Genomic DNA, 18,312 nt, shown 5'->3' with positions numbered 1-18,312 from the left:
CCCGGTTCCGGCCGGGGGAGGGCGGACGCCGACTGACGGGGCGCCGGGGCGGATGGGTATCGTCACCAAGGTGACGAACGACGGTTTCCTCCTCTCCAGCGCCCCCAACTTCCGCGACCTCGGCGGGCACCGCACGGCCTCGGGCCGCACGGTCCGCCGCGGACTCGTGTACCGCTCCGACGCCCTGCACGCGATCGCCGCGGACGAGCTGCCGGTCTACAACGGCCTGGGCATCCGCCAGCTCGTCGACCTGCGCACTCCGCACGAGCGCGAGACCCTGCCCGACGTCGTCCCCGAGGGCGCCGAGTACGCGGTCGTGGCCGTGCAGGACCCCGAGGCGGCCGGGGCCAACTTCTCCCTGGCCCTCGCCGACCCCGAGAAGGCCCGCCTCATGTTCGCCGACGGCGCCGCCGAGCGCTTCATGCACGGCGTCTACCGTGAGCTCGTGACCGACGCCGAGGCGCTCACCGGGTACCGCGAGCTGGTCGAGCGGGTGGCCCGGGGGCCGGCCTCCCTGGTCTTCCACTGCAGCGCGGGCAAGGACCGCACCGGCTGGGGCGCCGCCCTGCTGCTCGGCCTGCTGGGTGTGGACCGCGAGGCCGTGGTCGCCGACTACCTGGCCAGCAACGAGCGCCAGGCCAACACCGACGAGTGGATGCGCAGGCTCGCCCGGCACAGCGCCCTGACCTGGGAGGAGGTCGTCCCCATGACGCGGGTGCGCGCCGAGTACCTGGAGACCGCCTTCGCCCACGTGGACGAGGTCCACGGCTCCTTCGACGCCTACGTCACCGAGGGCCTCAAGCTCTCCGACGCCACCGTCGAGCAGTTGCGCGAGCGCATGCTGGAGTAGGGCGGTTCGGGAGTCGGGCGGCACAGGCGGCGCGCGGCCCCGGGACGGGCGCCGCCTACAGCGCGTCCAGGCGGCGGCGCAGGTCGCTCTCGCCCGAGGCGGAGTCCAGCACCTCGCCCAGCGCGGCCAGCACGCCGGGCCGGTCCACGCCCCGGTCCAGCATCCGGCGCGCCGCCGCCCACAGGTTCGCGGGCCTGCCGTGCCACAACCGCCGCGCCAGGCGCTCGTGCCGGTCCAGCTCCCGCTCCCGCTCGGGGTCGTCGCCGGTCACCGGCCGGTACCACCGGTCCTGCCCGCTGGAGTGGCGGCCGCTGTGCGGCGTGGCCGCCTCGTACTCGCCGTAGTGGTCCAACCGCAGCAGCGCCCTTCGGCCCCGCGCCGTGTCCGGGTCGAACTCCTCCGGAGCCCACGTCACCAGCTCGCTCGCCAGCAGCGGGAACGCGAACATCCGCCGCGCCAGCGACGCGAAGTCGCCGTCCGGCATCAGCCGCCGCACCGCCTCCTGGCGCAGCCCCAGCGGGCGCGCCGGATCGCGGTAGGTGCGGGTGAACTCCGAGGTGGACTCCCATACCGCGTCCAGCGCCGCGCCCACCGCCACCTCCGGCAGCCCGCCGCGTCCGCCGGCCCAGCGCACCCACGCCGCCAGCACGTGCGGCATGGCCTCCTGCTCCTCGGGCAGCAGCACCACCCGGCCGGGCAGCCAGTGCAGCAGGAAGGACTCCACCTTGCGCGGGCTGACGCGCATCGGCCGACCGCCGTCCACGTCGCAGCCGTGCGCGATGATGTGGTCGGCGCAGCGGCTCGCCGCGTAGGAGTCGGAGAGCTCGGCGGCCTCGTCCGAGGCCAGGAAGCGCGCGGCCAGCACCGCTCGCCGGTCGCGCCGCCACACCGGGGCCGGGAAGGGGTCCACCCCCGCGGGAGGCACGGGCAGGGACCGCACCCGCGCGTTGGCCAGCGCGAAGTGCGCGGCCAGCGACCCTCCGGTCAGGTCGGAGACCTTCAGGCCCACCGGCTCCACGAGCGCCCCCGAGGTGCGGTCGGCCGACGCGCCGGCCACCACCTGTTCGGTGCGCTCCAGGGCCCGCGTCAGCAGGGCGCGCGCCTCGGTCAGCTCCACCTGCGTGAACCGGGCGAACTCGTCCGTCTCGGCCCTGGCGCGGCAGCCCTCCAGCAGTTGCTCGACCTTGGTGGTCACCCAGGCGTCCCGCAGCACGCCGCCGCCGTTGTGGTCCAGGACCAGGATCAGCGCGTGTTCGGGCGGCAGCGACCCCGGGTGGCCGGGGTGGTCGTCGTCGCGGCTGAACACGCACACGAAGTCCTCGGTGTCGCCGAACTGGTCGGTGCTGACGTAGACGGCCACCGGTGTGACCACGCCGAGCTGGGAGGCCCACACCGGCACCTGGAGGCCGCGCTCGCGGAGCGCGATCATCCCCTGTTCGGCCAGGCTCCGCTGCTCGGACGAGGTGCCCAGGGCGGTGATCGCCGCGAGTACGCCCAGCCCCGCGGGCTTGCCGGAGGCGGTGGCGTGTGCGACCAGGCCCTCGCCGAGCAGCCTCTCCACGTCCACGCCGGGGACCCGCTCCCCCCACCACGTGCCGAGCAGCTCACTGAAGGCCAGCTCGGCGTCGAGGGGGTGGCGCATGGCCAGCAGCGCTCTGGCGGCGCGCAGCATCTCGTCGAAGACGGCGCGGGGAACCGGTTCGGAACCTGGGGACGGAGACATCGGGGAGGGCACCACCCGAGCGTATGCCAGCCCCGGGTGTGCGCTCTTCCGTTCCCGCGAACCGGCGGCAGCGCCCATGCGACGGCGGGCGCGACCGGGGCGCGGCTCCCGTCGGGGAGGCCGCGCGACTCTCGGCGACTGTCGGGTTCAGCGCGGTTTCGGTAGGCCCCGGTGGCCGCCGAACAGGCCCGCGGCCGACCTGCGCGCCGACTTCCTGGCCGGCGGGGAGGGCGGCACGGAGTTCACCATCGCCTCCAGGTGCTCGCGGGCGACCCGCTCGACCAGGTGTGGCGTGACCGTGATGCCCAGGTGTTCGACGCAGTTCCAGGTGTCGCTGACGCAGCGTTCGACGCATCGGTGGGACAGGGCACTGAACTCGTCGTGGAGCCGTGCCGAGATCCGACTGAGATCCTGGACCGGGAAGGTCTGGAGCATTCTCGCTCACACCCCTAGCTGAAGATGGCCTGGACGGTGACCTCCACCCATTTCACTTGTTCTGGACGGAGTGTCAACCCCTCTCCCGGCGCGCTGTTGATAAAACCTCTGGGAAGCATTGTTTACTCGAACACCACCATCACCGCAGCTCAACAAGGCGAAAAGGGTGTTCGGGCACATAACGTCCCTGGCCCCGAGTGGTGAACGCAAACCTCCCGCGAACGCCCATCGCCGGGAATTGGCGGAAAACACGCAGCCGAAACCCCTCGTCCGCTGTGACGCGGCTGTCGGGTGGCTTATTGTTTACCTTCCACGTCCGCGGGCGGCGTCCCTCCACGACGGCCGTTGCGTGTGGACGGCTGTGTCTTATGCTTGAGCCGTGACAGCGGCCGAGAGGAGTCATCGAGCGTGACTCCCGGGAGCCGCGGAGCCCCCCGATCCCCTTCGGCGCCGCGCGACTTCCGGCTTTCACGCCATGGGCAGCCGGTCGACAGGGGCCGCGCGGCCCAGGCAGCACCCCCCAACGAAACACGGCTGGGGAATCGACGGTTCCGGAGGTGTCGAGCAGTTGAGCGCCGAGACGTCCATTCCGCCACCCCGGGTCAGCAGGGCGGAACTCCCCGACGCGGTCAGGTCCCTCCTCGCCGACTCCCCGATCGGGTTCGCGCTGCTCGGTCCCGACGACCTCCTCGGCACGATCAACCAGCGCCTGGCCGCCGACGTCCTGGGACGCGCCCCCGCCGAGTGCCTGGGCCGCGACCCCGGCGACCTGCTGGAGGAGAGCGGTGACCGCGACGCGGCCGCCGACCACCGGACCCGCCTGGCCCAGGTACGCGAGAGGGGGCAGACCGTCCGCGGACGCCACCGCACCCCCGCGGGGCAGATGTGGGACCTGACCTGGTTCCCCGTCACCGAACCGGGCACGGACGAGGAGTACGTCGCCCTCATCGCGGTCCCCGGCGGTGACGGGGCCGAACCCGTCGACGACGGCGCCGCCGTGCGCCGCGACGAGCAGCGGCTGCGCGCCCTGCTCCAGGCGGGCAACCAGATCGTCTGGGCCGCCGGACCCGGCGGCGAGATCCGCGAGGACTGCCCCCAGTGGCGGGCCGTCACCGGCCAGGAACTGGAGCACTACCTGGGCCGGGGCTGGCTCGACGCCCTCCACCCCGAGGACCGTCCCCGCGTCGAGCGCGCCTGGGAGGACTCCGTCCTCGACGTCACCCCCTTCGACGCCATGTTCCGCGTGCGCACCCGCTCGGGCGGCTACGGCCACTACCGGGCCAGGGCCCACCCGGTCATGGAGGGGAAGCGGACCGCCGAGTGGGTCGGCACCCTCGCCGACATCACCAACGAGCGCGAGGCCGACGAACTCCGCCAGCGCCTCAACCAGCAGCTCAGCGAGGCGGCCATGCGCACCGCCCGCCTCCAGAAGGCCACCTCCGACCTGGCCGAGGCGCTCACCGCAGACGAGGTCGTCAACGCCATGTCCGAGATCGGCCGCTCCGGGGTGGGGGCCGACCACACCTGCGTCGTGCTGCTGGACCGCGACCGCCTGCGGCTGCGCACCATCGCCGCCGCGCACGCCCACCAGCTGCCCCGATCCTCCTTCCCCGCGGACCACCCCGACATCGCCGCCCTGGCGGTCGCCGACCGGCTGCCCCGCCTGGCCGCCAACCCGGCCGAGCTGGGCGCGCTGTTCGACGGAGCGCCCGAGGTCGACGAACTCGTCGGATCCACACCCGAGCGGGCCTGGATCGCGCTGCCGATGATGGCCGCGGGGCGCCCCATCGGCGCGCTGCGCTTCGCCTTCTCCACCCCGCGCGAGGTCTCCGACGACGAGCGCGTGTTCCTGGAGGCCCTGGCCGGGCAGTGCGCGCTGGCCATCGGCCGCGCGACCCTCTACGAGCAGGAGCACAGCACCGCCGAGGAGCTCCAGCGCAGCCTGCTGCCCGAGGAACTGCCCGAGGTGCGCGGCGTGCGCCTGGCCGCCTACTACCGGTCCGGGTCGCAGAACGTGCAGGTCGGCGGCGACTGGTACGACGCCTTCCCGCTGCCCGACGGACGCGTCGCGGGGGTGCTCGGCGACGTCATGGGCAAGGGCATCCCGGCCGCGGCCGGGATGAGCCGCATCCGCAACGCGCTGCGAGCCCTGGCCTTCTCCATGCCCGAACCCGCCGACGTCCTGGCCGGCCTGGACCGCATGTTCTCGGCCACGGAGGGTATGGACCAGGTCACCACGCTGGTCTACTTCGTGCTCGACCCGGTCACCGGGCAACTCGACCTCAGCAACGCGGGACACCTCCCGCCGCTGGTCGTGGCGGGCGGCGCGCGGCCGTCACTGCTCGACACCGAACCCGACACGCCGCTCGGGGTCAGCTCCCCGAGGGGCCACCACAAATTCTTCGTCCAACCCGGTAACACTGTCGCCCTGTACTCCGATGGACTGGTTGAGAACCGCAAACGGTCCGTCGACTCCGGACTCGACGAGCTCGTCCACGTGGCGTCCTCGGCCCCTTCGGAGGTGGTGGGCGATCCACAGCAGATGCTGGAGTACCTTGTTGAGAGCATGCTCGATGGGTATGAGCAGGACGATGACGTCACTCTGCTCGCCGTCCAGCTTCCGGTGATCGACTCCGTGTCGGAGCGATAGTGCCGGTTCGAGGCGAACTGGTGGACACCGGTCTGTGGCGGACCGGTGCGCACCGGTCCGCGCCGTGCCGGTGGACCGGCGGTAGACCGATGACAGACCGTACGAACAAGTCCATTGCCTTGCCTACAGTGAAGAAGCCGTTCCGCCCCGCGATGCGGGGGTGATCCCTGCGGGGGTGACCTCCAGGAGCGCATACGCTGGACGGGGACGACCCTGGAGAGCGCATACGCTTGAAAGACCAACGGCTTCCCCGCCCCAGTGGGGACGATCCCAGGCCGCAGGTGGGAGAGGGCGCAGTGCCCGGTCCCGGCCAGGCGGACCACCGGGTCCGACAATCTCGCCACACGTCCGTTCGAGAGGTGTTTGTGTCATCTGCCAGTTCGACTCGCTCGAAGCAGTCCGAGTCACTGCAAGAGCCCGTCATTCAGCAGCTGATCGAGCGTGGGCGGTCCCAGGGCTTCCTTGAGCCCGAGGACGTGCGCCGTGCCTTCGAAGAGGCCGAAATCCCGATGTCGCAGGCGCAGTCCGTGCTCCGCAGCCTCGCGAAGGAGGGCGTGACCGTACTCGTTCCCGAGTCGGCCTCCTCCCGGCGCAAGGCACCGCGGCGCAAGGCGGCGGCCACGCGGTCCACCTCGACCAGGTCCACCACGACCACCGCGACGAGCAGGGCCGCCAAGCCCGTGCGCGCGGCGGCGGCCCAGGAGCAGACCGAGACGGTCACCGCCGTGGTCGGCTCCGCCGAGGACGCCGGGGGCGACGCCGGCAAGGCGGAGAAGAAGCCCGCGGCCAAGAAGCCCGCCAGGAAGGCGGCGCCCAAGAAGGCGGCGACCAAGGCCGCCAAGACCACCGCGGCCAAGGGTCCGGCCAAGGCCACCGGCCTCAAGGCCGCCGCCACCAAGAAGACGGCGGCCAAGGAGATCGGACTCGCGGCGGACGGCGAGTTCGACGAGGACGAGGACGGCCTGGACGACCTCGAACACACCGGCGCCGAGCTGGAGCTGGTCGAGGACACCCCGGACCCGGCGGACAAGGACCTCAAGCCCGCCAAGCCCGAGGCCGTGGGCGCCCCGGCCAAGCCCGCCAACGAGGACGAGTCCTTCGTCCTCTACGACGACGATGACGACGCCCCCGCGGCGCAGGTCGTGGCCGCGGGTGCGACGGCGGACCCGGTCAAGGACTACCTCAAGCAGATCGGCAAGGTCCCGCTGCTCAACGCCGAGCAGGAGGTCGAGCTCGCCAAGCGGATCGAGGCCGGTCTCTTCGCCGAGGAGAAGCTGGCCGAGGAGGCCGAACTCCTCACCGTCGAGCTGCGCGACGAGCTGGAGTGGATCGCCGAGGACGGCGGCCGCGCCAAGAAGCACCTGCTGGAGGCCAACCTCCGGCTCGTGGTCTCGCTCGCCAAGCGCTACACCGGCCGCGGCATGCTCTTCCTGGACCTGATCCAGGAGGGCAACCTCGGTCTGATCCGCGCGGTGGAGAAGTTCGACTACACCAAGGGCTTCAAGTTCTCGACCTACGCCACGTGGTGGATCCGCCAGGCGATCACCCGGGCCATGGCCGACCAGGCGCGCACCATCCGCATCCCGGTGCACATGGTCGAGGTCATCAACAAGCTGGCCCGCGTCCAGCGCCAGATGCTCCAGGACCTGGGCCGCGAGCCCACCCCGGAGGAGCTGGCCAGGGAACTCGACATGACCCCCGAGAAGGTCGTCGAGGTGCAGAAGTACGGCCGCGAGCCGATCTCCCTGCACACCCCGCTGGGCGAGGACGGCGACAGCGAGTTCGGTGACCTCATCGAGGACTCCGAGGCGATCCAGCCGGGCGAGGCGGTCAGCTTCACCCTGCTCCAGGAGCAGCTGCACTCGGTGCTGGACACGCTGTCCGAGCGCGAGGCGGGCGTGGTGTCCATGCGCTTCGGTCTCACCGACGGCCAGCCGAAGACTTTAGACGAGATCGGCAAGGTCTACGGGGTCACCCGTGAGCGCATCCGGCAGATCGAGAGCAAGACGATGTCGAAGCTCCGCCACCCGTCGCGTTCGCAGGTGCTCCGCGACTACCTGGACTAGGCCCACCCAGGTGGTCGGCCGGTCGGCGGTTGCGACCGCTGACCCGCGGCCGAGGAGAACCGGGCCGGTCCCGGGTCCGCGCCCCTGCCCGAAGGCGGGGCGCTGACCCGGGACCGGTGCCCCCAGGTCCGCGCGGCTGTGGCGACGTCCGCGTGTGCCGGAGCAGCCCCCGTTGGTGCTCCGGGGTGCCCGTCGCGCTCGGGAGCGTCCTTGTCCTCCCGGGCGCTGTGTCATCCATCCGACGGTTTCCATCGTGCCGCACGTACTGTAGGTGCGGCATAAAGTCGCGATACCGAGTCGTTATGTGACGGGGAGTGGCCTCTGGCTGCTCCCCGTTTCCGTGTGCCGAGGGATCCGTCCGGGCGCACGCGAACGGACGCGGCCCCGCCGCCGCGGTCCGGGTCCGTTCTTCCCCAGCGCCGTCCCCCAGTGCCGACCCCGGTGCCCTCCCTCAGTCGCGGACGACGACGTTCAGGACGCGCTGGTCGGGCAGTTCCACGGTGTGCCCGAGGTCGCGCAGGGCCGACACCAGCTCCTCGGGGGTGGCGGCGTCCACGCCCTCCAACAGCAGGGATCGGGCGATGTCGCCACGGGTGGCCTTGGCCATGTGGCTGACCACCGTGCGCCTGGCGACCCCGTCCACCGTGCGTTCGCGCAGCACCTTGACGGCCACGCCGGTGCCCGGAGCGTAGGCGGCGGCGTAGGTGGACGAGCGGCAGTCGACCAGGAGCTGTCCCCCGGTGAGCTCGTCCAGGGGAGCGGCCGCCGCGCGGCGCCAGTAGGCGCCCAGGCCGCCCAGGGGCGGTAGTTTCACGCCCATGGACAGGCGGTACGGGGGCAGCCGGTCGGCGGGTCCGACCACGCCCAACAGGCCGGAGAAGATCAGGACCCGGGCGTCGGGGATGTCGGGGAGGCCGAGCCGGTCGTAGAGCACGCCTGTGTACAGGTCGGCCGCCCGCAGGGTCGGCGCGGTGGCCAGGTCCAGGTTGCGTTTGAGCGCGTCGGCCTGCCTGGCGCTGATCCCCAGGGTGCCCAGTGCGGTCTCCTCGGGACCCGAGCACAGGTCCGCCAGCGCCGCCATGACCCGCTCGCGGGCCCCGGTCAGCTCCGGAAGGGTCAGCGTCCCGAGGTCGAGACGGGGTCCCTCGCCGGAGGCGGCCTTGCCCTCGGACGGCGGCAGCAGGATGAGCATGGTGGGACTTCCCAGGTGGAGGAGGTGGTCGGGTACCCGCCCATGCTAGGGCGTGGGAGGGGCCGGCGTCCGGCGCCGGAGGACCTGGACGGCGAGGGTGACGAAGGCGACGCACAGCAGGACGTCCAGGGCGGTGCCCGCGAGGCTGAAGCCCTTGAGGATGCCGTTGGCGTGCAGCGCCATCGACAGGACGCACAGGAAGCGGACCGGGCCCACGCAGCGGGTCGCGAGCAGCCCCGCGGCCAGGAGCACCCAGCCCAGGTTGGGGGCCCACACCAGCGCGTACACCACGTGCGCCCGGGGATAGAGGTACTCGACGAACGCGGTGGCCAGCTCCGGGGAACGGGCGCCGGCGAGCTGGAGGGCGACGAAGTTGGCGCCCTCGAAGAAGGCCGCCGCCATCAGGCCGAGCAGGCACACGATCCCCGCAGCGGCGCCGAGCGCGGGCCGGGTCCTGGCGATCGCGGTGGCCAGTCCGGCGAAGGCGGGCACCAGGAACAGCAGCCCGGCGAACCAGAGCCCGTACCCCCAGGCCATCCGGCCGGGGTCGCTGGAGTACGCCGCGATCTGGTCCGGGAAGAAGAAGTGGTGCGGCGCCTTGGCCAGCTCGCCCGCCAGGAGCAGCAGCGGCGCCGCCGCCAGTGAGACGGCGGTCGGCCAGCGGCCGGGGAGGGGGCCGGGCACAGGGGCCTCGGCCCGTCCCGGCAGGTCGCGGAGCAGGGCCGTCCTCAGGGAAGCGGACGCGAAAGGGCCCTTTCGGTAGGTGGAGCGCATGCCGTCATCCTCGGTACCGGGAGGACACCGTGTCAGGAACGCTGCCACGACGGTCCGCCGGGTGTTCGCACCCCAGGGAGCCCGTACCGGGGGCGCGCCTCCGGGAGCCGCGGATCCGGCGGATAGCATCGGCGGCTTCGGCTTCGGCTTCGGCTTCGGGAGAGGGGAGCGGGCGTGCACGAGTGGGCGCGGAGGGTGACACGGGACTGGCCGCCGTTCGAGGTGGAGGAGCGCGGCGGCTGGCGGTTCGGTTTCGCCGAGGGGATCACCAAGCGCGCCAACTGCGCGCTCGTGCTGGACCCGGACGCGCAGGTCGCGGAGGTCACCGCCTACTACACCGGGCGCGGGTTGAGGCCCTGCGTGCAGGTGTGGCCGGGTGAGGAGGAGGTCGACCGGAGGCTGGCCGAGCACGGCTACGCGGTGGTGGAGCCCTCACTGGTCCTGGCCCGCGACCTCGGCGGGCGCCCCGAGGCTCCGGGCACGTCCTCTGTGTCCACCTCGCCCGGGCCAGGGTGGCCCGCTCCCGAGGTCGCGCGCATCCTCGGCCGGGTCGACGCCGCCTACGGGGTGGCCGAACGGGGCCTGGGCCGGGGCGCGGCGGTGCTGGACGGGGAGTCGGTGGCGGTCTGCGCCATGTTCACCGACCCCGCGGCGCGCGGACGCGGTGTGGCCGCCGGACTGCTGGCCGACCTGCTCCGCTGGGGGTACGACCGCGGCGCGCGGCGGGCCTACCTGTGCGTGGTCGCCGACAACGCTGCGGCCCTGCGGCTGTACGGGCGCGCGGGGTTCGCCGAGGTGTCCCGTTACCACAGCCGTGTGTGGGAGGGCGCACACGAGGGCGGCGGCTCCTGAGAGGAGCCGCCGCCGGTGTTCAGGCCTGTTCTGTTGTGCTCTGTGGCTAACGCTCGTCCGTCTTGCTCTCGGTGAGCTTGTCGGTCTCGTCCTGGATGTCCGAGGCGATCTTGCGGAGAGAGTCGTCGTGCTTGCGCATGTGGTGGGCGCAGAACAGCAGCTCGCCGCCGGAGTTCAGCAGCACCCGGACGTAAGCCTGCGCACCACAGCGGTCGCAACGGTCAGCAGCCGTCAGCGGCTGGGTGGGGGCAAGGGTTCCAGTCACTTCGCCATCCTCAATACTCGGCGTTAGTCACCTCTGACAACATTTAACCCGACCAGGACGTTCCCAACCTGGTCCCGTGTACGCCGACAGCGGAATCTGCCTGGTTGATGCCTGGATGTCGTCTCATGTCCTTGTTGTACCCGCCTCTTGGCCTGGCATCCCAGGAAAAGGGGAGCATCCGGGTCGCATCCACCGGAGGTGGTAGTCTCGCGCGGGGCAGGCCCCCGTCCTCCCGCCGTGTCCCGGCGGTAGCAAGCGACCGGCACGCCGCCCCCTAATCGTCAGTGCGGCGCGGTACAAAGGGCACGCACCGCACACGCCCTGATGGCCCTGAAGACGCAGGAGATGTCCGAGTGACCGCCTTGACCGCAGCCGTCCACGACCCCGAGGATTACTCCGCCCGACACCTGTCGGTCCTCGAAGGTCTTGAGGCGGTGCGCAAACGGCCGGGCATGTACATCGGGTCCACCGACAGCCGCGGCCTCACCCACTGCATGTGGGAGATCATCGACAACTCCGTGGACGAGGCCCTGGGCGGCTTCTGTCTCCGGATCGACGTCACACTGCACTCCGACGGGTCCGTGTCGGTGAGCGACGACGGACGCGGCATCCCCGTGGACGCCGAACCCAAGTCCGGTCTGTCCGGTGTGGAACTGGTCATGACCAAGCTCCACGCGGGAGGCAAGTTCGGCTCCGGCTCCTACACCGCCTCCGGCGGCCTGCACGGCGTCGGCGCCTCGGTGGTCAACGCCCTGTCGGCCCGCGTGGACGTCGAGGTCGACCGCCAGGGCCGCACCCACGCGATCAGCTTCCGCCGGGGCATCCCCGGCCGCTTCGCCGGTTCCGGCCCCGACGCCGAGTTCACGCCCGTCTCGGGCCTGGAACAGGTCCGCAAGGTGGCCCAGAAGATCACCGGTACCCGCATCCGCTTCTGGCCGGACATGCAGATCTTCCTCAAGGACGCCGACATCGCCCGCGAGGCGCTCCTGGACCGGGCCCGCCAGACCGCGTTCCTGGTGCCGGGGCTGACCATCTCCGTGCGCGACGAGCGGGTGGAGGGGGAGCCCGCCTACGAGGAGGAGTTCCGCTTCGACGGCGGCATCGGTGAGTTCTGCACCTTCCTGGCCCCCGACGAGCCGGTCAGCGACGTGCTGCGCATCCAGGGCAGCGGCAACTTCACCGAGACCGTCCCGGTCCTGGACGACGCCGGGCACATGGTGCCCGCCGACGTCGAGCGCCGCCTGGACGTGGACGTCGCCCTGCGCTGGGGCACGGGCTACGACACCACCGTGCGCTCCTTCGTCAACGTCATCGCCACCCCCAAGGGCGGCACCCACATCAACGGCTTCGAGCGGGCCCTGGTGCGGGTGATCAACGAGCAGCTGCGCACCACCAAGCTGCTGAGGAACAGCGACGACCCCGTCACCAAGGACGACACCCAGGAGGGGCTCACCGCGGTCATCACCGTCCGCCTGCCCGAGCCCCAGTTCGAGGGCCAGACCAAGGAGATCCTCGGGACCTCCGCGGCGACCAGGATCGTCTCCCAGGTGGTCGGCAAGGAGCTGCGCGAGTTCCTGACCTCCACCAAGAAGGTGGAGAAGGCCAGGGCGCGCAGCGTCCTGGAGAAGGTGGTCGGCGCCGCCAAGGCCCGCCTGGCCGCGCGCCAGCAGCGCGAGACCCAGCGGCGCAAGACCGCCCTGGAGAACTCGGCGCTGCCCGCCAAGCTCGTGGACTGCCGCAGCGAGGGCCTGGAGCACAGCGAGCTGTTCATCGTCGAGGGCGACTCGGCGCTGGGCACCGCCAAGCTGGCCCGGGACTCGGAGTTCCAGGCGCTGCTGCCGATCCGGGGAAAGATCCTCAACGTGCAGAAGTCCTCGGTCACCGACATGCTCAAGAACGCCGAGTGCGCGGCCATCCTCCAGGTGGTCGGCGCCGGTTCGGGGCGCACCTTCGACATCGACGCGGCCCGCTACGGCCGCATCATCCTCATGGCCGACGCCGACGTGGACGGCGCGCACATCCGCTGCCTGCTGCTCACGCTCATCTACCGCTACATGCGGCCGATGCTGGAGGCCGGGCGGGTGTACGCGGCCGTGCCGCCGCTGCACCGCATCGAGCTGACCAACACCCGGCGCAAGCGCGGCAGCAAGCCCGAGGACCGCTACATCTACACCTACTCCGACGCCGAGCTCTCCCGCACGCTGCTGGACCTGGAGAAGCGCAAGATCTCCTGGAAGGAGCCGGTGCAGCGCTACAAGGGCCTGGGCGAGATGGACGCCGACCAGCTGGCCGAGACCACCATGGACCCGCGCCACCGCACCCTGCGCCGGATCCGGGTGGAGCAGGGCGAGGAGGCCTCGGCCGTGTTCAACCTGCTGATGGGCAACGAGGTCGCCCCGCGCCGACGCTTCATCCAGCAGGGCGCCCAGGAGCTGGACGTGGCCCGCATCGACGCCTGACCGGGCCCCTCAGGGGGTCTGGGGCGGTTCCCAGACCCCCTCGGTGAGGAACCGGTCGATGGTCGCGCGGTAGGGCGTCGGGTCCAGGCCCCGCTCCGTCACCCACGCGTCGTTGTAGTAGCTGTGCTGGTAGCGTTCGCCGCCGTCGCAGATCAGGGTGACCACACTGCCCCTGCGTCCCTCACGGAGCATCCTGGCCACCAGGTGCCACACCCCCCACAGGTTGGTGCCCGTGGAGCCTCCGGCGGACAGCCCGGTGCGGTCGTGCAGGTGGCGCATCGCGGCGATGCTCGCGGCGTCGGGCACCGGCATCATCAGGTCGATCACCGACGGCACGAAGCTCGGCTCCATGCGGGGGCGGCCGATTCCCTCGATCCGGGAGGGCATGCCCGTGGCGTAGTCGGACGCGCCGGTGACCCAGCCGGGGAAGAACGCCGAGTTCTCCGGGTCCACCACCGCCAGCCGGGTGCGGAGGCGGCGGTAGCGCAGGTAGCGGCCGATGGTGGCGGAGGTGCCGCCGGTGCCCGCGCCCACCACGACCCACTCCGGGCACGGGTGGCGCTCCATGGCCAGCTGCTCGAAGATCGACTCGGCGATGTTGTTGTTGCCGCGCCAGTCCGTGGCCCGCTCGGCGTAGGTGAACTGGTCCATGTAGTGCCCGCCGGTCTCGGCGGCCAGCCGCTCGGCCTCGGCGTACATCGCGGGCGGGGCGTCCACGAAGTGGCACCTGCCGCCGTAGCGCTCGATCAGGGCGATCTTCTCCGGGCTGGTCCTGCGCGGGATGACCGTGATGAAGTCCAGGCCGACCAGTTGGGCGAAGTAGGCCTCCGACACCGCGGTGGAGCCCGAACTGGCCTCCACGATGGTGGTGCCCTCCCGGATCCACCCGTTGGCCAGCCCGTACAGGAACAGCGAGCGGGCCAGCCGGTGCTTGAGGCTGCCCGTGGGGTGCACGGACTCGTCCTTGAGGTACAGGTCGATGCCCCACTCCGGCGGAAGGGGGAACACGTGCAGGTGGGTGTCGGCCGAGCGGTTGGCGTCGGCGACGACCCTGCGTACCGCCTCGTCCGCCCAGGAGCGGGCGCTGTCGTCGCACCGGTCCACCCACGGGGTGTCGTCGCCGGGCCGCGGACCTGTCGGTGAGGATGCCATGCCCAGCAGCGTAGCCCGCACACGGGAGAGACCGGGCCCCCCGGGGCCCGGTCCCGCCTCCGCTTCGGTCGGGGATCTCCGGCTGGTCGGGCCGCGGGAGAGCGGTCCGGGACGAGGGGTCTTCCGGCCGGGTGCGCCGGCCGGGGGAGGCCGCTCAGTCCAGCGAGCCGCCGGACATCACCGCGTGCATGCGCCGGTAGGTGGCCGCCTCCTCATGGCGGCTCTGGCGCTCCAGCGTGCGCGCGAGGGCGATGTGCGCCCAGTTGTCCACCGGGTCCAGCTCGATGATCCTGCGGAAGGTCCGCTCGGCCTTGTTGAGCTGTGCGGAGTGGAAGTAGGCGCGGCCCAGCAGCTCCAGCAGGGAACGGCTGTCGGGTTCGTCCTCGACGATCGGTTCGAGGGTGCGGGCGGCGTAGATGGGGTCGCCCAGTTCCATGAACATACGGGCGCGGTTGAAGGTGTCGTAGGTGTTCTCTTCCACGGTGCTCCTTCCGACGGCGCGGGGCCGTCCCGGATCACAACGGCCGGTGTACCGGTCGCATTCCCTGGTGGGGCGTGTGGGGCGGAGGCGCGGGGAGAAGCCCGCCGGACCCTCCCGCGTCTCCAGCCCCGTTGAAGAGATCCCCGCGCACGCGCGGCGCACACGCGGCCGACCGCGGTCACCGCCTCCGGGCGGAAGGGGTCACAGGTCCGTCAGGGTGATCCGGCCGGTGTCCACGTCGTACAGCGCGCCCGCGACCGGCAGGTCATCGGGCAGCAGCGGGTGGTGGCGGATGCGCTCCAGATCGTGCCGGAGGGCGCCCAGCTGGTCGTTGTCGGTGTGGAACTCCAGGCTGCGCGTGTCCACCCCGTACTCCTGCTCGATGAGGTCGTGGACGACGTCGTCGCCCTCCACGGAGGCCATCTTGCACCGGGTGTGCGGCATGACCAGGACGCGGTCCACGCCGAGCAGATACACCGCCAGCACCAGGGTGCGCAGGGTGTCGTCGGTCACGCGGGCGCCGGCGTTGCGCAGGATCTTTGCGTCACCGGGCTTCAAACCGAGCAGGTCCAGGGGTTCGATCCTGGAGTCCATACAGGTCACCAGGCCCAGGCCGCGCGCGGCGACGGGTTCGAGCCCGGCGAGGGAGAAGGACTTGGCGTAGTCCTCGTTGGCGGCTAGGAAGTCGTCGAAGACGCCGGAGGGGGTGGTACCGCTGTTGTCGCTCACGTGGAGGCGCTCCCTTGTCCCGTGGTCGCGGACGCGCCGCGCGCACCGGGCGGATCCGGTGCGCGCGGCGCTCTCCGAGACGCGTCAAGCTTACGCTCCGGGAACGGTGATCCCGGAGTCGGTCTGTCCGCTACCTACAGTAACGATCGCGCGGGGCAGCGCGTCACCCGACCCGTCCCGACGGTCGATCGGGTCGGGCAGGCGGACCGGCTTGCCGTCCGCGCGCGCGGCGCGGGCGGGGGAGCGGCCGATCCATCCGAACAGCAGGGTGTCCTCGCCCTTGAGGTAGCGGTGGCAGCGCACGCCGCCGGTGGCGCGGCCCTTGGCCGGATAGGCCTCGAAGGGCGTGACCTTGGCCGAACCGGCCTGGGTGCCGTCCAGGGCGCCGGAGGAGCCCGAGACGGTGACCACCACCGAGTCCTGCGGGCTGGGCACGGCGCCGAACCACAGCACCCGCGCCTCCTCCGACAGGCGCACGCCCGCCACGCCGCCCGCGGGCCGCCCCTGGGGCCGCACGGTGCTCGCGGAGAAGCGCAGCAGCTGGGCCTCGGAGGTGATGAAGGCCAGGTCCTCCTCGCCCGTGGACAGCTGGGTGACGCCCACGATGCGGTCGTCGTCCTTGAGCGCCATGACCTCGAAGTCGTCCTTGTTGGGCGGGTAGTCGGGGGAGACCCGCTTGACCACGCCGCTGCGCGTGCCCAGGGCGAAGCCGGGGCCCGAGGCGTCCATGGACACCACCGACACCACCCGTTCGTCCCCGTCGAGCTGGACGAACTCGGACACGTCCAGCCCCGAGGCCAGCGGCGGGCTGTCCCCGCCCTCGTCGGGCAGTTCCGGCAGCTCCACCACCGGCACGCGGATCATCCGCCCCAGGTCGGTGACCAGGCCGACGGCGGAGCGCGAGGTGGTGGGAACGGACACGTGGACCGCGTCGTGCCGGGTGCGCAGACCCTCGTACACGCGCGGCACGGCGGCACCCTTGCTGCGGCCGATCGCGCCGTCCACGCCCATCAGCACGTGGCAGGGCTTGTCGGCCATCTCCAGCGGGATCACCGCGCTGCGGGCCACGCCGTCGCTCTCGCGCAGCTGCGTGCGGCGCGGGGTGGCGAACTCCTTGGCGACGTCGCCCAGCTCCTTGGAGACCAGGCGGCGCAGCTTCTTGTCCGACTCCAGGACCGCGGTGAGGGCGTCGACCTCCTTGTTGAGCTTGTCCCGCTCGGTCTCCAGCTCCATCCGGTCGAAGCGGGTCAGGCGCCGCAGCGGCGTCTCCAGGATGTAGCGGGCCTGGATCTCCGACAGGTCGTAGGCGCCCATGAGCGACTCGCGTGCGGCGGCGGTGTCCTCGGCCTCGCGGATCAGGGAGATGACCCGGTCGATGTCCAGCAGGGCCACGAGCAGGCCGTCCACCAGGTGCAGGCGTTCCTGGCGCTTGGCGCGGCGGAACTCGCTGCGGCGGCGCACCACGTCGATGCGGTGGTTGACGTAGACGTCGAGGAGCTCGCGCAGGCCCAGCGTCTGGGGCTGGCCGTCCACGAGGGCCACGTTGTTGATGCCGAAGGACTCCTCCATCGGCGTGAGCCGGTACAGCTCCTCCAGGACCGCCTCGGGGTTGAAGCCGTTCTTGAGCTCGATGACCAGGCGCAGGCCCTGGGTGCGGTCGGTGAGGTCCTTCAGGTCCGAGATGCCCTGGAGCTTCTTGGACTGCACCAGCTCCTTGATCCGGCTGATGACCTTCTCCGGGCCCACGCTGTAGGGCAGCTCGGTGACCACCAGGCCCGTGCGGCGGGCGGACACCTTCTCGATGGCGACGGTGGCGCGGGTCTTGAAGGTGCCCCGACCGTTGCGGTAGGCGTCGCGGATGCCGTCCAGGCCGACGATGGTGCCGCCGGTGGGCAGGTCCGGGCCCGGTACGAACTCGGTGAGCTCCTCCAGGGTGGCCTCGGGGTTGGCGATCAGGTGGCGGGCGGCAGCGACGACCTCGCCCAGGTTGTGGGGGGCCATGTTGGTGGCCATGCCCACCGCGATGCCGGAGGCGCCGTTGACCAGCAGGTTCGGGAAGGCGGCGGGCAGGACCTCGGGCTCGGTCTCCTGGCCGTCGTAGTTGGGCCGGAAGTCGACGACGTTCTCGTCGATGGAGGCGACCAGCTGCTCGGCGGCGCGGTCCAGGCGCGCCTCGGTGTAGCGCATGGCGGCGGGTGCGTCGTCGCCGCCCAGGGAGCCGAAGTTGCCGTGGCCGTCCACCAGGGGCACGCGCATGGCGAAGGACTGGCTCAGGCGCACGAGCGCGTCGTAGATGGCGGTGTCGCCGTGGGGGTGGAGGCGGCCCATCACGTCCCCGACGACGCGGGCGCACTTGACGTGGCCGCGGTCGTGCCGCAGCCCCATCTCGTTCATCTGGTAGAGGATGCGCCGTTGCACCGGTTTCATACCGTCGCGCGCGTCCGGTAGCGCGCGTTGGTAGATGACCGAGTAGGCGTACTCCAGGAAGCTGCCGCGCATCTCCTCGGAGACGTCGATGTCGATGATCTTCTCGGCGAGATCCTCGGGGGGACGGGAAGTAGTACGGGCCATGTCCGTAATTCTGGCCTGTGCCAGAGACTGAAACGTACACGGACGCGTCGCCGGACGAGTGTGAGTCTCGTGACGCGGTGTCGCGCGTACCCGTGCGACGTGCGGGTTGTGTC

Annotated in this window: 14 protein-coding genes; 5 read left to right on the top strand and 9 right to left on the bottom strand. The window is 71.6% G+C overall.

The features are described 5' to 3' along the window. Positions 1–52 precede the first annotated feature (52 nt). A complete protein-coding gene (locus HGB44_RS10695) occupies positions 53–850 on the top strand; it encodes a tyrosine-protein phosphatase (RefSeq protein WP_061078918.1) in 798 nt (265 codons plus the stop codon). 55 nt (positions 851–905) lie between these two features. Here the strand turns inward: HGB44_RS10695 and HGB44_RS10690 are convergent, their stop codons facing one another. Further along, complete coding sequence (locus HGB44_RS10690) at positions 906–2,522, bottom strand: hypothetical protein (RefSeq protein ID WP_061079002.1); 1,617 nt, start codon at positions 2,520–2,522, stop codon at positions 906–908. 198 nt (positions 2,523–2,720) lie between these two features. Then, positions 2,721–3,008, bottom strand: a complete 288-nt coding sequence (locus HGB44_RS10685) for a hypothetical protein (protein WP_061078919.1) — start codon at positions 3,006–3,008, stop codon at positions 2,721–2,723. Positions 3,009–3,576: 568 nt separating this feature from the next. Between HGB44_RS10685 and HGB44_RS10680 the strand changes: the two genes are divergently transcribed. Continuing rightward, positions 3,577–5,658, top strand: a complete 2,082-nt coding sequence (locus tag HGB44_RS10680; RefSeq protein WP_061078920.1) for a SpoIIE family protein phosphatase — start codon at positions 3,577–3,579, stop codon at positions 5,656–5,658. Between the two features lie 365 nt (positions 5,659–6,023). Then, positions 6,024–7,724 (top strand): RNA polymerase sigma factor, encoded by a 1,701-nt coding sequence (locus HGB44_RS10675; protein WP_082768213.1) that lies wholly within the window; start codon positions 6,024–6,026, stop codon positions 7,722–7,724. A 451-nt stretch (positions 7,725–8,175) separates the two neighbouring features. Here the strand turns inward: HGB44_RS10675 and yaaA are convergent, their stop codons facing one another. Both yaaA and HGB44_RS10665 read right to left on the bottom strand, forming a co-directional pair. Further along, positions 8,176–8,916 carry a peroxide stress protein YaaA gene (gene yaaA, locus HGB44_RS10670; protein WP_061078923.1) on the bottom strand — a complete coding sequence of 247 codons (741 nt, stop codon included), beginning with the start codon at positions 8,914–8,916 and terminating at the stop codon, positions 8,176–8,178. A 45-nt stretch (positions 8,917–8,961) separates the two neighbouring features. Next, positions 8,962–9,690 (bottom strand): hypothetical protein, encoded by a 729-nt coding sequence (locus tag HGB44_RS10665; protein ID WP_061078924.1) that lies wholly within the window; start codon positions 9,688–9,690, stop codon positions 8,962–8,964. Between the two features lie 174 nt (positions 9,691–9,864). Between HGB44_RS10665 and HGB44_RS10660 the strand changes: the two genes are divergently transcribed. Further along, a complete protein-coding gene (locus HGB44_RS10660; protein ID WP_061078925.1) occupies positions 9,865–10,542 on the top strand; it encodes a GNAT family N-acetyltransferase in 678 nt (225 codons plus the stop codon). Between the two features lie 46 nt (positions 10,543–10,588). On the opposite strand, the gene HGB44_RS10655 is transcribed toward HGB44_RS10660, so the two are convergent. Continuing rightward, positions 10,589–10,807, bottom strand: a complete 219-nt coding sequence (locus HGB44_RS10655) for a DUF7455 domain-containing protein (protein WP_013154321.1) — start codon at positions 10,805–10,807, stop codon at positions 10,589–10,591. Between the two features lie 353 nt (positions 10,808–11,160). Between HGB44_RS10655 and HGB44_RS10650 the strand changes: the two genes are divergently transcribed. After that, complete coding sequence (locus HGB44_RS10650; protein WP_061078926.1) at positions 11,161–13,266, top strand: DNA gyrase/topoisomerase IV subunit B; 2,106 nt, start codon at positions 11,161–11,163, stop codon at positions 13,264–13,266. 9 nt (positions 13,267–13,275) lie between these two features. Here HGB44_RS10650 and cds1 read toward each other — a convergent pair whose 3' ends face one another. The 4 genes from cds1 to HGB44_RS10630 form a co-directional block, all read right to left on the bottom strand. Next, positions 13,276–14,418: an L-cysteine desulfhydrase Cds1 gene (gene cds1 / locus HGB44_RS10645; protein WP_061079003.1), complete on the bottom strand. Its 1,143-nt coding sequence runs from the start codon at positions 14,416–14,418 to the stop codon at positions 13,276–13,278. Between the two features lie 154 nt (positions 14,419–14,572). Beyond that, on the bottom strand, positions 14,573–14,899 hold the full coding sequence (locus tag HGB44_RS10640) for a tetratricopeptide repeat protein (protein ID WP_017565283.1): 327 nt from the start codon (positions 14,897–14,899) through the stop codon (positions 14,573–14,575). Between the two features lie 201 nt (positions 14,900–15,100). Continuing rightward, the gene (locus tag HGB44_RS10635) at positions 15,101–15,628 is read right to left on the bottom strand and encodes a beta-class carbonic anhydrase (RefSeq protein WP_061078927.1); all 528 of its coding nucleotides are present in this window, start codon (positions 15,626–15,628) and stop codon (positions 15,101–15,103) included. A 90-nt stretch (positions 15,629–15,718) separates the two neighbouring features. Beyond that, positions 15,719–18,199, bottom strand: a complete 2,481-nt coding sequence (locus tag HGB44_RS10630) for a DNA gyrase/topoisomerase IV subunit A (protein ID WP_061078928.1) — start codon at positions 18,197–18,199, stop codon at positions 15,719–15,721. Between the last annotated feature and the right edge of the window lie 113 nt (positions 18,200–18,312).

This window comes from Nocardiopsis alborubida (genome assembly GCF_012396365.1).
In the GTDB taxonomy this organism is placed as follows: domain Bacteria; phylum Actinomycetota; class Actinomycetes; order Streptosporangiales; family Streptosporangiaceae; genus Nocardiopsis; species Nocardiopsis alborubida.
The sequence above is the reverse complement of the archived record's forward strand: the minus strand, read 5'-3'. Positions and strand labels throughout refer to the sequence as shown.

Coding starts and splice junctions, on each gene's coding strand:
- HGB44_RS10695 (WP_061078918.1), top strand. CDS start 53: ATGGGTATCGTCACCAAGGTGACGAACGACGGTTTCCTCCTCTCCAGC.
- HGB44_RS10690 (WP_061079002.1), bottom strand. CDS start 2,522: ATGCTGCGCGCCGCCAGAGCGCTGCTGGCCATGCGCCACCCCCTCGAC.
- HGB44_RS10685 (WP_061078919.1), bottom strand. CDS start 3,008: ATGCTCCAGACCTTCCCGGTCCAGGATCTCAGTCGGATCTCGGCACGG.
- yaaA (WP_061078923.1), bottom strand. CDS start 8,916: ATGCTCATCCTGCTGCCGCCGTCCGAGGGCAAGGCCGCCTCCGGCGAG.
- HGB44_RS10665 (WP_061078924.1), bottom strand. CDS start 9,690: ATGCGCTCCACCTACCGAAAGGGCCCTTTCGCGTCCGCTTCCCTGAGG.
- cds1 (WP_061079003.1), bottom strand. CDS start 14,418: ATGGCATCCTCACCGACAGGTCCGCGGCCCGGCGACGACACCCCGTGG.
- HGB44_RS10630 (WP_061078928.1), bottom strand. CDS start 18,199: ATGGCCCGTACTACTTCCCGTCCCCCCGAGGATCTCGCCGAGAAGATC.